This window comes from Paenibacillus sp. Cedars, assembly GCF_003184205.1.
In the GTDB taxonomy this organism is placed as follows: domain Bacteria; phylum Bacillota; class Bacilli; order Paenibacillales; family Paenibacillaceae; genus Paenibacillus_AQ; species Paenibacillus_AQ glucanolyticus.
In genome coordinates, this window is sequence record NZ_CP020866.1 from 6,355,455 (window position 1) to 6,369,855 (window position 14,401).

Sequence of the window (14,401 nt, forward strand, 5' to 3'; positions counted from 1 at the left end):
CGGTCGCCTTTGTTTTTGGATTTCAACCCTATCCAACATAGTTACAAGAAATCCAAAAACAACAGCGATTGGAAGTACAATCCGTCATCGTAGCGATCGTTATATCGACTAAGGTTGTTATGATTCGTTAATGGAAGGGAAGTGCCTTCATTGTTAAGAGGTCTATATACAGCAGCTTCGGGGATGATGACCCAGGAGCAACGACATAATACGGTGACGCAGAACATCGCCAACGTCAACACAGCAGGCTACAAGGCAACAAACAGCGTACAGCGTTCGTTTCCTGAAGTGCTTGTCTCCATGATTGGGGGCAACGATTCGTCGAACGCAGGCCGGAAGCTGGGTAAGTTTAATACCGGCGTGTATGCGGAGGAGAGCATCTCGCTTTATACCGAAGGCGCGCTTCGGGAATCCGGCAAGAACACAGACTTCGCGCTGGTATCCTCCTTTACCGTTCAGAATCCGGCAACGGGTCAGGATTATCCGTTCGATGCTTCCGGCAGATATGTCGATGAGAACGGCGAGGTTATCTATAGACCCGAAGGTTTTTTCACGGTTCAGGACGAGAACGGGGATACCCGGTATACCCGTAACGGGAGCTTTCGGGTGAGCCCGGAAGGTAACCTGCTCAGCGAGAGTGGCTATCAGGTTCTGGATAACAATAACAGACCGATTATATTGACAGGCTCGGCGTCTGACTTTACAGTGAATGAGCAAGGAGAAATCATGGACGCCGCTGGCAACGGGACAGGCATCATCCTGGGAGTCAGCATTGTAAGCCAGCCTCATGGGCTGATTCGCGAAGGGAATGGCGTGTTCCGCATGTCCGATCCGGACGGGGAAGTGCGGTTCATGACACCGGCCGATAACGGAGTGGTTCGTCAGGGATTTATTGAAGGGTCCAACGTGGATCCGACGCAATCGATGGTGGAATTGACCGCTGCGCTGCGCGCGTATGAAACGAATCAGAAAATCGTTCAATATTATGACAGGACGCTGGAGAAGGCGGTCAATGAGATTGGCCGAGTATAAGCAGTGTCTACAGGTTGGCAGGCAGCAGCGTGCTGCCGTATGAATATGTGAGCCCACGGGAGGTAAGTGATGAACAACTCGATGATTAGCGCTATGGTGTCGATGAATGCTCTCCAGCAGAGACTGGATGTCATTGCGGACAATATGGCAAACGTCAACACGGCTGGTTACAAAAAAAAGGAAGCCTCCTTTGATGATGTGCTGACTCAGGTTCAGGGTCATCATAAGGATTTTGACCGGACGGGCCGTTCGACACCGCTAGGCTATACTCTCGGGTATGGCATGAGACTATCTTCCGTTGTGCAGAACATGGAGCAGGGAGCTATGAAGGAAACGGGGAATCCCTTCGATCTGATGATTGATGGACAAGCCATGTTTGCGGTTCAGGGAGATGGCGCAATTGGATACACCCGCGAAGGCGGATTTCATGTAACCCCGGATGCCCGTAACCCTAACAACTTGCTGCTGGCCAATTCGCAGGGCTACCCTGTGCTCGACGTGAACAATAATCCCATTTCGTTCCCGTCCAAAGGGAAAGTTGCCGTGAATGAGAAAGGTCAGATTATATTGGAGACCTTCGCAGGCGTCCGCTCGATTGTGGCTACCTTGAAGGTGGTTGAGCTCGAGCGTCCGGAAGGCTTGGTTGCTGTGGGCGATAACTTGTTTGTCGTTGGGGAAGGCTTGACGGAAGGAGATGTGTTTGATTTAACACCTCCTGCTCCGGGCGAGCCTCCGAAATCTTCGGTGCTTTCCGGTTTTGTTGAGCAATCAAATGTCAATCTGACCGATGAAATGACCAAGATGATGGAAGTTCAGCGAGCCTACCAGCTCATGGCACGTGCGCTAAGTTCCAGCGATACCATGATGAACCTTGCCAACACAATGCGAGGGTAGGTGGGCATCATGAGTGAATCAAAAGCCAAGAAGCGCTCCAAAACTTCCGGATGGAAACTAGCCGTCCGCATCATGATTCCTGTATTGCTTATATTGGCATTATTCGGAGGAATGGTCTTCGGTTATGTTGTGCTTGGGCATCAGGAGTTCAGTGAAGTGTTTGAATGGAGCACGTGGAAGCATGTTTTTGATTTGATATTTGCGCCATGACGGAATGTCAGGGCGAGTTAACAATTGAATTGTACCGCGATGCCGAACTCCCTCTAGGGGAGTTTTCTTTTTTTGGGGTTAAACGGTATAATGGGATGGGACTTGCGTATTAACTTTGTCATTTCATGACGATGGACGGATGTATATCAAAAGGGCCCTCTCCTTGAACACGAATGTCCGAAAGGAGAAAGCCCCTTATCTGAAACCTTCACTTCTGCAGTGGTGAAGGATATCCATCATTTTTACCGCAGATCCTTCTTTTTATGCATATGATTTGAAATTCATGTAGCTAACCTCAAAGATGAAGCATGATAGAACATCAACAACACTGCCCGCAGCTATACGTATACGGCATAACGGAAGCATATGGAACAGACTGCCCTTTTCAAACACTATGCTTGGCGGGTACGTACATAAGGAGGATTTTAATACTATGTTGAACATCAAACAGATTCAAGAGATTATTCCGCATCGTCCCCCATTTTTGCTGGTCGATAAGATCGTGGAGATTGAGGATGGCAAACGTGCGGTCGGCATCAAGAACGTCACGATCAACGAGCCTTTTTTTGTCGGACATTTCCCTGAATATGCGGTTATGCCAGGCGTGCTGATTGTAGAGGCTTTGGCGCAAGTGGGCGCTGTAGCGATTCTCAACGTGGAGAGCAATCGGGGCAAGCTTGGCTTTTTGGCGGGTATTGACGGGTTCCGCTTTCGCGGACAAGTGGTGCCGGGCGATACGCTGCGACTGGAAGTCGAGATTACCCGCCTGAAGGGCATGATCGGTAAGGGGAAAGCGACCGCAACGGTTGATGGGCGTGTAGTTGCCGGGGGAGAGATTATGTTTGCTCTCGCGGATAAGGAGTAATCTTCAGACTATTCTTGTTTGGATGAGGAAGGGAGACTTTTTTTCATGTCAGAGATGAGTCAGAGAACAATCGATACGGTACAGCGTTGGTTGAATGATCCTTATGTTGATGAGGAGACCAAGCAGGAGCTTCGTTCACTTGAGCACGATGCGAAGGAGCTGGAGGAACGGTTTTATCGTGATCTGGAATTTGGAACGGGCGGTTTGCGCGGTGTCATCGGCGCAGGCAGCAACCGGATTAATAAATATACGGTAGGTCGGGCTACACAAGGCTTTGCACGCTATATTCTGGAGGCGCACGGGGTTGCAGATGGGAAGCCGTCTGTTGTTATCGCCCATGATTCCCGCCATTTTTCGCCTGAGTTTGCATTGGAGGCGGCTTTGGTACTGGCCGGCAACGGAATTGTAGCGAAGCTGTATCCTTCCTTGCGCTCTACACCGCAATTATCCTTCAGTGTGCGCCATCTGGGTGCTACCGGAGGAATTGTCATTACGGCCAGCCATAATCCGCCGGAGTATAACGGTTATAAGGTGTACAACCGCGAGGGCGGTCAGTTGGTACCAAGCGAAGCTGAGAACGTGATTGCCCGAATTCAGGAGGTGGATTCTTTTTCCGCCGTGAAGAGGCTGTCACAGGCTGATGCCGAGGCTCAGGGTCTGCTGGTATGGCTTGGCGAAGCGGAGGATCAGGCTTTTGCCGATACGGTGACAAATGTCAGTGTGAACCGGGAGCTTATCGCGTCCAAGCTTGGCGAGGATTTCAAGATTGTTTTTACCCCACTGCATGGAACGGGGCAAGCCCCCGTCGAACGCGTGCTTCGAAACATCGGCTTCAAGCATATCCATGTCGTTCCGGAGCAAGCTAAGCCGGATGCCAATTTCTCCACCGTAAAATCACCGAACCCGGAGGAGCGGGAGGCGTTCGCACTCGCAATGAAGCTTGGCGAGGAAGTGGGGGCTGACATTCTGATCGGGACAGACCCGGATGCAGATCGCATGGGGGCTGTTGTGAAGAACAGCCAGGGCGAATACGTTGTGCTGACTGGTAATCAATCCGGTGCCATTATGATTCATTATTTGCTGGGTCAATTGAAGGAAGCAGGGAAGCTGCCAAACAATGGAGCTGTTATCAAGACCATTGTTACCAGTGAGATGGGAGCGGCAATTGCCGAGCATTATGGTGCAGCCGTGCTGAATACATTGACGGGCTTTAAATACATTGGGGAGAAAATGACCCAATTCGAAGAGTCCGGGAGTCATACGTATTTGTTTGGTTATGAGGAGAGCTACGGATATCTGGCAGGCAATTATGCACGCGATAAGGATGCTGTACTCGCTTCGATGCTGATATGCGAAGCTGCGGCATACTACAAAGGTCAAGGTAAAACCTTATACGATGTGCTGCAGGAGCTGTATGAGCAGTTCGGTTATTTCCTCGAATCACTGGAGTCCCGTACGCTGAAAGGCAAAGACGGCGTTGCGCAGATTCAAGCGAAGATGTCCGATTGGCGCAATCATGCACCGGAGGAAGTCGGGGGCGTACTGGTCAAGCAAGTGCTTGATTATGCGGAGGGCTTGGACGGGCTGCCGAAGGAAAACGTGTTAAAATATTTGCTTGAGGACGGTTCTTGGTTCTGCTTGAGACCTTCAGGCACCGAGCCCAAGATCAAAGTGTATTTTGCCGTGCGAGGTGAATCCCTCGCCGATGCCAAGGCCAAAATTCAATCGCTCTCGGATCATGTCATGGCCCGGGTAGACGCTTAACCATAGATACATTTTAATGAGAGAAGAGAACGAAGGGGATTTACGATGGTTGCTGCAAGGCCTAAGGGCTGTTGCCCTCCATCGTAAATTCCTATAGGTTCGATGAGGAGGTACTTTCGTGGTTCAGAAATGGAAACGCTGGAACACGGCAGCCCGCAAGTGGCTGTGGATTCTGGTTGTTCTTGGCGTTGCAGCGGCCCTGCCTGTAGGTTATGACCGACTGCAAACAGAGTCGACATCAAACAACGTTGAGTTGGTGTTCGATTATCGGGATTTGTTGGATGTCGCGGCGTATCAGTCTAAGCCGCAGGATTTTGTCTCCGAGCAACTGGATCGCCTGAAAGACGCCGGCGTGATCAGTATGGCACTGTATGAAAGCACGCTGGACGAGCTGGCAAAATCGCGGCGGATTTCGGTTTATGACGGGCAGCAGGTTGCTGATCTGACAGGCACGACGATTTCTCCGAACGAGAATTTTACGTATGTTGCTTTTCTGAACGAGGAGAGCGCAGCTTTAATTAAACCGATTATTGAGGAAACCTTTACGAGACTCAATATTCCGGTAAGACCGTGGCAGTTCGACCGTGCAGTGGATGGCCTAGTTCTGGAAACCCCACGCTCCAATGCGGTCATTAAGCCGTTGTCTCCAGATCCGATTACCATTGGCATGCTTCGGGACAAGGGCTTTAACATTGTGCCGCGTCTGTCTGACAGTCTTCCATATGATGAGGCCTATATGGAGAACCTGATGGCTTATTTCGTTGAAAACGGTGTGAAACGGATTCTGTTTGAAGGCGAATCTGCCAAAGGTTTCAATGATAATGCGGAAGAGAAGAGCCTGGATTCCTTTGCACAGCTATTGAACCAATATGATATCGGCCTGGTGGCCATTGAGAACATTAAACGTCCGCAAAAAGGGTTCACGAAACTGGCTTATTTAACGGATTACAATGTAACCCGTATTTATTCCCTTAGTGAGCGGGATGCTAATCTCGAACCGGAGGTTATTGGGGACCGCTTTGCTTTAGCGTCCAAAGACCGTAACATCCGGATGTTTTATTTGAATGCCGAGCCGAGCCGGGATATGACCAAAGCATCCGTCACCCATCCGCTCGATAATCTGATTGACAGTTTGACCGGATCGGGTCAAGCCATCAAACAGATGGAGGACAATGGGTTCACGATGGGTCCTGCAGAGCCGTTCCAAGTGACCGACTCGTCCTTGCAGCGATACTTTAAGCTTGGAGCTGTTGTCGGAGCCGTGGCTTTGATCTCACTGATGGTGTCCCACTTCATTCCGTTCCTTACCATCGCAGCCTTCCTGATCGGCCTGGTGGGCAGTGCAGGGTTGTATGTTCTTAATGCATCATTGCTAGAGCAGGCGCTTGCTTTATTTGCCGCCATCAGTGCTCCGACGGTAGCTGTTATTCTAGCTATTCGAAAAGTCAATGAAACGCAGCAAACCATACCGGACATGACTCCTGGCAGAAGAGTGACACATTCCATCGTATTGCTGGTGAAGACCTCTATTCTGTCGCTTGCAGCCGTACCGATCGTTGTAGCTCTATTAAACAATGTAACGTATATGCTTGTTCTGGAGCAGTTCCGTGGTGTCAATTTGCTTGCCGCGGCACCGATTGCGCTCATTGCCGTTTACGTGATTCTGTACCGCGGCGGATCTACGTACCACTCGATCTTGAAGCTGTTAAAGTCTCCGATTACGCTGACTTGGGTCATTGCAGCCGGCATTGTGGCGATCGTCGGTTGGTATTATCTCACCCGTACAGGTAATTCAGGCTCCGTTTCATCCATCGAGATGGCATTCCGATCTTTCCTGGAGAATATATTCGGCGTACGCCCTCGTAACAAGGAGTTCTTGCTGGCCCATCCAATGATGGTGCTTGGCGTATTCCTGTCATTTAAGTATCGTCATGCTGTCTATCTGCTCATTATCGGTGTGATGGGGCAGCTGTCGATGGTCGGAACATTCACGCATATTCACACGCCACTCTATATTTCAGCTATTCGGGTCCTGCTGGGTCTTGGACTTGGTCTGATTATCGGATTGATCGCAATATTGGTATGGCAAGTGGCAGAAAGGATCTGGAAACGATGGTCTCCACTTCTAAGACGATAGTCATTTCCGGATATTACGGATTTAAAAATAGCGGTGATGAAGCGGTGCTGAAATCGATTCTGACCGCTTTGGAACAGGAAGGACAGGCAGCGGGAGTTGAGATCAACCCCGTTGTACTCTCCATCGACCCGGAATGGACATCCGCTGCCTACGGCGTAAAGTCCGTGCATCGGATGAAACTTGGAGAGGTTCGTCAAGCGATCAAGGCCAGTGACGGTTTGATCAGCGGTGGAGGAAGTCTGCTGCAGGATGCAACCAGTCCAAAGACGATTCCTTATTATCTGGGCGTTCTTAAGATTGCTCAATGGCTCGGCAAACCTACATTTATTTATGCTCAGGGCGTAGGCCCGGTGAATCGTAAACTCTTTTATCCCGTGATCCGTTCCGTCTTCCGCAAATGCACTTACATCTCCGTGCGTGACATCCAGTCGGGCGAGCTGCTTCAGTCCATGGGAATATCAGCTGAAGCGATTCACGTCGTACCGGATCCGGTTATGGGTTTGCCGCTGCCAGAAGGCGAAAATGCTTGCATCGACAATAATGCAGTACATCACAGGTCGTTGCGTGAGATGGATGCAGGCAAGCAAGAGCTGCATACAGATGAGGCTTTTGCTGAAGATCATCATGATAAGACAGAACCTGGAGTCCATGTTGACACTAATGATGGGATCAGACAGGGTATTGTTTCCTCAACTGAAGAGACTGCGAATACACCATTGTCGTCGGAAAGAGCCGACGTTGCTTCTGTTTCTTCTATTGAAGTTCACAAGGATTCTGGTGAAGGGGTATCAATGCAAGAAATACACCAGAATACCTGTGAAGGAGTACGATCGCAACAAGTGCACGAGTACTCCGGTGAAGAAATGCCATCACAGTCATCATCAACAAGTCATGAAACGGGAGATGCTCTGCCGGTCATCGGCATTTCGGTCAGATACTGGAATCCGGAGCGAAAAGAACTGAAGGCTATTGGGGAAGGTTTAAAGGCATTAGCCGAACAGCGCCCCGTACACCTTCGTTTTCTTCCTTTTCATCAGCCGGATGACCTAGAGGCTTCGCAGTTTATTGTGAGCCAGATTGGTGATATCTCCCGGAATGGCTCTATGATCAGTTTCTACCATGATGAGAAGCAGCCGCAGGACATGCTGCGTGAGGTCAGTCATTGTGATTTGATATTGGGCATGCGACTGCACAGCCTGATCTATGCAGCGAATCAGAGTGTGCCGCTGCTCGGCATTTCCTACGATCCGAAGATTAATCACTTTTTGAAGCGGCTTGGCAGCGAGCCTGTCGGAACCAGTGAGTCGCTTGATGGAGATGTGTTGAAGGACCAGATGCTGCAGTTGTTGGACGGTGCACTGGCATGGAGAGCGGAGCACGGTGAGCAGATTGCTGTTTTGAAACGGGAGGCGGCTAAACCTGCGTGTCACATTGCCCAATATTTACGCCATAGAGGATGATAAACATGAAACAGACCTATCCATTTCCTACCGTATCGGTGTTCGAAGTACCTTTTTCTAAACTGAATATGAAGGATACGGTAAAATACTTGACCGAGGCTGTGCAATCGAGGCAGCCCCACCATGTTATTACGGCAAATCCGATTATGGTGATGACGGCCGTAAATAATCCGGATTACAAACAGATGATGCACACCGCGGAAATGATCGTTCCGGACGGAACGGGTATCGTCTGGGCTGCTGGTGTGGGTGGCGAGCCGATTGAGGAACGCGTAACCGGCTTCGAACTTTTACATGAATTATTGAAGGTCGGGGAAACCTATAGATGGAAGTTCTATCTGCTGGGTACAACCGCCGAAGTGATTCAGGAAGCTGCCGAGCGGTTACAAATGCAATATCCGGCTGCGATTATATGCGGCCACCGGGACGGTTTTTTTGGACCTGATGAGGATTCTGCCGTGATCGAGGAGATCCGTGCAGCTTCTCCGGATGTTTTGTTTGTGGCTCGCGGTGCGGACAACCAGGAACCTTGGATTGCCCAGCATAAACAAGCGCTTCATGTCCCTGTGATTATGGGAGTCGGGGGATCCTTTGATATTATCTCCGGTAAACTGAAACGGGCACCGAAAGTGTTCCAAAAGCTGCGTCTCGAATGGTTTTATCGCCTTCTGAAGGAGCCTACCCGCTATAAAAGAATGCTTGCGCTGCCGAAATTCGTAGTGAAAGTGCTGCGCGAGAAAGAAAATGTAACGAAAACGGGCTAAATGGCTCATTTCTGTGGGGAAAATCCGGGATATCACCGGAAATTGGCATTGGTTTTCGGACCCGAAGGGAGTATAATTCAACCGGTAGACAATATTGGGGGTCGAATGATTACATGTTAATGATATACATCATCGGGTTTATCGTATCGCTCGCGCTCGCCCTGCTCTTAACGCCGCTTGTGAAGAAGTTTGCTGTTAAGGTTGGTGCAGTTGACGTTCCTAATGCCCGCAAGGTTCATACGCGGATCATGCCCCGACTCGGGGGACTCGGCATTTATCTGGCTTTTATTCTTGGACTGATTGCAGTTCTTCCTTTTTTGCCAGACAGCTTGTCGGCTCGTGATGCCAACTTTATGAAGGCATTTCTGATCGGCGGTTCCATGATCGTGTTGATCGGAGCCTTGGATGATCGATTTGAACTCTCTGCCAAGGTTAAACTTTTGGCTCAGATTGCAGCTGCTTGTGTAGTTGTATTCGGATTTAACATTACTGTGGACTTTGTAAATATACCATTTCAGGATCGGTACTCCATGCTGGAGAGCTGGGTGTCGATTCCATTGACCATCTTCTGGATTGTCGGTGTAACCAATGCAATTAATCTGATTGACGGTCTCGACGGTTTAGCTGCCGGCGTATCCGGTATTGCGATCAGCACAATCCTGGTCATGGCTATTCTGATGGGCAATACAACCGTAGCCTTGCTCTGCCTGCTGCTGCTTGGCAGCATTATCGGGTTCCTGTTCTTTAACTTCCATCCTGCCAAGATTTTTATGGGGGATACGGGCTCGCTGTTCCTCGGATTCAGTTTGGCCATGCTGTCTTTGCTCGGCTTTAAGCAGATTGCGATTGTGTCCTTCATTACACCGCTGATTATCATCGGCGTACCGTTGTCTGATACATTTTTTGCTATCATTCGCCGCAAGATTCAGAAGAAGCCGATCTTTGCGCCAGATAAGGGACATCTCCATCACTGCCTGCGCGAGCTTGGATTCAGTCACCGCCAGACGGTGCTGATCATTTATGTGATTGCTGCATTTTTCGGTGTGCTGGCTGTCATTCAATCCTCTGCCGCTATGTATGAAGCGAACTGGGTGACCTTTGTTGTCATCTGCGTCATGATGTGTTTCATGCAGATCGGTGCTGAGGTTATCGGCTTGGTCGGCAAAACCAAGCGGCCGATTCTTGGCCTGATTAACCGAATGCGGATGAAGGCTAATACCGAGAGCCGCACCAAGTAGAACTTATTCTTTTTCATATTGCGTCCGAATAAGACAAGTCTGCCTCACCTAAAAAGGTGAGGCTTTTTTGTATGTTTTGCTAAATAATAGGACCTGCGCTTCCGATATATGAACTATGCGCTAGAACCAATCTGTCAGTGAAAGTGAGGGGACCCAGTGAACGACGCAACAACCAAAACGGACTCCAACGTCCGAATGATCAAGGAGGCACGACCGTTGAAGAAAAATTTCCGTACTATAGCAAGCCTGTTACTGGCTGTAGCTATGTTCTTTTCCCTAATTCCGGCTTTACCGGCTTCAGCTGCTAATGGAGCTTTGTATTTTCACTTTTCTAATTTAAGCACAGATCCGAATTCACCAACGCCGGAGAACCGGAGCTCTATTTCGGTTTCAGGTACCTACAACGGCATTAATCCGAATACCATTCAGTATGAGATCAAACGTTTTGATGACACAACTACGGGCGGTACCGGCGTAAAGCCGATCCTGAACGAAGCAGCGAATACGTTCGAGTTTCTGAATGTGCAGTTGAATCAAGGCGTGAACAAAATCATCGTGTCCGGTATGAGCACGCAAGGCCAGCAGATGAGTGCCACGGCTTATGTGAAGTTCTCCGATGTACCTGCTGTGTATGAAGTAGCGCTCAGCGATGGACGCGTGTTGGAAGAGAACGCCTCCAAACCGGTTGTGGTGACCACGCAGACTGTTAGTATCTCGGTCAAAGCAACCAACGGTTCGAAGGGCGTGACCGTTAACGGTATGGCTATGTATGCCGGCGGCGGGGACACGTATTACTCCGCAGGGCTCCCATTGAAGAAGGGTGTTAACGATTTGGTAATTGTTGTGAACTCCGAATCGAAATCCCAAACCATCAACAGACAGGTCGTTTATCATCCGACAGGCTCTTTGACGGTCAATCAACTGAAGATCGGCAGCACCAATATCGATGGGCAGGCCGTGGTAACCGGTAATGTCAACGGCGTTATCTCCGGTTATATTATCGTGGATGCCCCTCCTGCTGGTACGCCTGCAGTAGCTCCAACTCTAGATGTCTCCGTATTTCCACTAGGATCCACGGTGCCAATCATGAACTCGCCGGCATCTGTAGGTGCAGCAAGCGTGCTGGGCAGTACCTTGATGTACCCTTTTACAACCACTGGCTCGGTGAACATCACACAGAGCGGGGAGTACGTTGTTTATATTAAGGACAATAATTCAGGGTTTGACGTGCAGAACACCTTTACTTATCGGGATGTTAACGCACCTACAATCAAGCAGGTGTACCAGCTATATGGCGTAACGGAGAGTGGCGGTGCGGTATCAGCTACTTCCCAATCCATTTTCCCGAGTGGTAACGATACAGTCTTAAACGAACTGCCTATTTATTTAATGGTGGACCAAGTGAACGCAGGTAACGTTGAGATTGAATCTAGCAAGGGCGGCGGGACGATTGCCCAGAAATTCACCTACAACGGTAACACGGTCTTCAAGATCACAAACCTGCCTACAGGTCAGCAAAATCTGATCATCAAGGCCAGCAATGGATCGGGCGTTTCCGATACCAAGGTGATTCCGGTAACGTTCCTGTCTTCCACGTATATCGATATTTTTAACTTGTATAACAATCAGGTATTTAAGAACAGTTCAGATTTTAATCAAGTAACAGGACGTATTGTCAACTACACGGGTACAGCAGGACTTACCATTTCCTTGAATGGTAACACGCGCGATTTGCCGGTGAGCGGAAATGGTGAGTTCAGTTTCACGGATACGACATTCCTGCAGCTGATTCCAGGTCCGAATACGTTGGTTGTCGCTGACAAGAGCGGGAAAATCTCGACGAAGCTGACCCTGCTTTATTTTAGCGATACCCGTTCGGTAATCAAAAACATGATTCCATTCCCGGTTGGCTCCGCAACGGAATCCGATCCAGATGGATTGTTCAGAGAAACGGCTGAAAATGCTTATAACACATATGAGAAGGCCCTGGGTCTTCGCTTTGAAGTTGAATACACCGACGAAATTACGGTCAACCTCAGTCATCCAACACCAACCATTTTTGCAGTATTCACGAAAAATAATGTTGGCACATGGACTCTTTCAGGTGGGGCACTGAAGACTCAATTGGACGCTATCAACCAAGCGGATCACAGTCTGTACTATTCGATTGTCAACGGAGCTAACTCCAGCTCTGCCCGCGTTGTATTTAAAGAGCTTGCTCTTCCAGAGGTTGGACTGCAGGCGATTAGCATCGGTTCGCGTTATCAATCCGTCACGACTACGGATACCATCGAAATTACACGTGAGCGTGCTCCTTACCAAGTGCTGTCTCCTAAGCTTCCTAACGAAGGCGTGTTGAAACAGAACTTTGTAGAGGTGAGCATCAAGGCAGAGGGAGCCGACTCGATTCTGATCGGCAAGACGCCAATGGTGAAATCCGAGACCAGCGACATCTTCCGTCTTGAGGTCAAGAACCTGAAAAACGGCAAAAACACGATTAAGTTCACGATTGAACAAGGCACCAAAAAGACCAATGGACAGTTTGTTGTAACTTACACAGATGATGCAACAGAGGGTTCCCAGTTTAAAACGAATATTTCAAAATCGGGCAAAGTATCGGTATTTAAAGGCGGCGTATCGCTCTCTTTACCTAAAGGCACCGTGCTTCAGCAGGCAAAATCAAGTCCAAATGCAGAAGTGCCGACCATCAACCTTCTTGGTGAACACGACATCCTGTTCGGTATCGCGAATCAGATTGATGGACGGACCATTAAGGCCTATAACCGAATCGGAGAAATCGAGAACGGTGTTGAAATGGACGGACGCCTGGCATTGATCCCAGGGGATAACAACAATGCATTCCGTTTCACGCCAGCTGCGCATTTCGGATATGCTTCCCCGCTATACTGGCTGGATGCAGGTTCACTTAATGCTTACAGCAGCAATGTGGAAGACTTTAATGTAAAAGCGGCAACTCATCCATATGCGAAAGGGCACGAGTTCCATCAACGCCTGATTCCGCAGAACTGGATGGAGCTGTCCCAAAAAGGTACGATTACCTTGAAATACGATTCCGCGCTGGTAAACTCGGCATCCAGCAACCTGGGAATCTGGTGGTATAACCCTTCCCAGGGCACTTGGATTAACATTGGCGGAAAAGTAGATGCCAAGAAAAAAACAATCACGGCACCTTTCAAAGGTTTTGGTTATTATGCAGTTAAATCCTTGCGTTACAGCTATTCCGATGCGATCTCGCACAAAACGGCCCGCAACGATATTGAGTTGATGTTGGCCAGAGGATACATGAAGGCGTCCAAGCAAGATGCGTTTGGCGTGTATGATCCGATGACCCGCGGTGAGTTTGCTACCATTGTAGTGAAGCTGCTGGATATCCCGTTGGATTACGACACGGATAAGAACAAGTTAACCTTCGATGATATTTATCAGGAAAGTGTAGTTAACAGCATGCAGTGGGATTACCGTTATATCGAGACAGCGGCCAGAAAAGGAATCATTCGCGGCATCGCCCCACGAAGTTTTGCTCCGAATATGGAACTGACTCGGGAAGAGGCGGCGAACATCATCGCACGTGCATTGAACCTGAAGATGGGCGAAATCGAGAAAGATAAAGCGGCACTTCAGAAGGAGTTCGAAGATGTCGGCAATATCAAGTCGAATTACTCCTATCCAGCCATTCTTGCCGTGAACAAGGCCGGTATTCTGACGGGTATCGCCAACAGTTTGAAAGAGGGCGAGAAAAAGCCAACGTACAACTTTAACCCGGATGCTGTGCTGAATCGTGCAGATACGGCAACCGTCGTGAAACGCATGATGAGCAAGCTCAAAATGCTGTAAGTTATATTAATAAGTAGAACTGCATGACAAAAGGAACGAGAGCACCCGCCCAATTTCTGATGGCAGTGCTCTCGTTTATATTTGTGTAGCATCCGTGAGAAAAGGGTATTTATAACATAAATAACAAGATCTTATGGGTGCTGTTAGGGTACACGAAAACGTTTACCAATATCTATTGTTTT

Annotated in this window: 10 protein-coding genes; all 10 read left to right on the forward strand. The window is 49.1% G+C overall.

The window, feature by feature from the left end:
- Positions 1 to 150 precede the first annotated feature (150 nt).
- The 10 genes from B9D94_RS30510 to B9D94_RS30555 all read left to right on the forward strand — a co-directional run bounded on the left by B9D94_RS30510 (position 151) and on the right by B9D94_RS30555 (position 14,219).
- On the forward strand, positions 151 to 1,032 hold the full coding sequence (locus tag B9D94_RS30510; RefSeq protein ID WP_148248664.1) for a flagellar hook-basal body protein: 882 nt from the start codon (positions 151 to 153) through the stop codon (positions 1,030 to 1,032).
- Between the two features lie 69 nt (positions 1,033 to 1,101).
- A complete protein-coding gene (locus B9D94_RS30515; protein WP_006213080.1) occupies positions 1,102 to 1,926 on the forward strand; it encodes a flagellar hook-basal body protein in 825 nt (274 codons plus the stop codon).
- Between the two features lie 9 nt (positions 1,927 to 1,935).
- Entirely contained in the window at positions 1,936 to 2,136 is a 201-nt protein-coding gene (locus tag B9D94_RS30520; protein ID WP_036639963.1) for a DNA-directed RNA polymerase subunit beta, read from the forward strand.
- Between the two features lie 433 nt (positions 2,137 to 2,569).
- The gene (gene fabZ, locus B9D94_RS30525) at positions 2,570 to 3,001 is read left to right on the forward strand and encodes a 3-hydroxyacyl-ACP dehydratase FabZ (RefSeq protein ID WP_006213078.1); all 432 of its coding nucleotides are present in this window, start codon (positions 2,570 to 2,572) and stop codon (positions 2,999 to 3,001) included.
- Positions 3,002 to 3,046: 45 nt separating this feature from the next.
- On the forward strand, positions 3,047 to 4,765 hold the full coding sequence (locus tag B9D94_RS30530) for a phospho-sugar mutase (RefSeq protein WP_148248665.1): 1,719 nt from the start codon (positions 3,047 to 3,049) through the stop codon (positions 4,763 to 4,765).
- A gap of 118 nt (positions 4,766 to 4,883) precedes the next feature.
- Positions 4,884 to 6,902, forward strand: a complete 2,019-nt coding sequence (locus B9D94_RS30535) for a DUF5693 family protein (RefSeq protein WP_148248666.1) — start codon at positions 4,884 to 4,886, stop codon at positions 6,900 to 6,902.
- A complete protein-coding gene (locus tag B9D94_RS30540; RefSeq protein ID WP_148248889.1) occupies positions 6,878 to 8,362 on the forward strand; it encodes a polysaccharide pyruvyl transferase family protein in 1,485 nt (494 codons plus the stop codon). Before B9D94_RS30535 ends, B9D94_RS30540 begins: the two co-directional genes overlap by 25 nt.
- Before the next feature lie 5 nt (positions 8,363 to 8,367).
- The gene (locus tag B9D94_RS30545; RefSeq protein ID WP_148248667.1) at positions 8,368 to 9,126 is read left to right on the forward strand and encodes a WecB/TagA/CpsF family glycosyltransferase; all 759 of its coding nucleotides are present in this window, start codon (positions 8,368 to 8,370) and stop codon (positions 9,124 to 9,126) included.
- Between the two features lie 113 nt (positions 9,127 to 9,239).
- Complete coding sequence (locus B9D94_RS30550; protein ID WP_006213073.1) at positions 9,240 to 10,364, forward strand: glycosyltransferase family 4 protein; 1,125 nt, start codon at positions 9,240 to 9,242, stop codon at positions 10,362 to 10,364.
- A 216-nt stretch (positions 10,365 to 10,580) separates the two neighbouring features.
- A complete protein-coding gene (locus B9D94_RS30555; protein WP_006213072.1) occupies positions 10,581 to 14,219 on the forward strand; it encodes an S-layer homology domain-containing protein in 3,639 nt (1,212 codons plus the stop codon).
- The last annotated feature ends 182 nt before the right edge of the window (positions 14,220 to 14,401 follow it).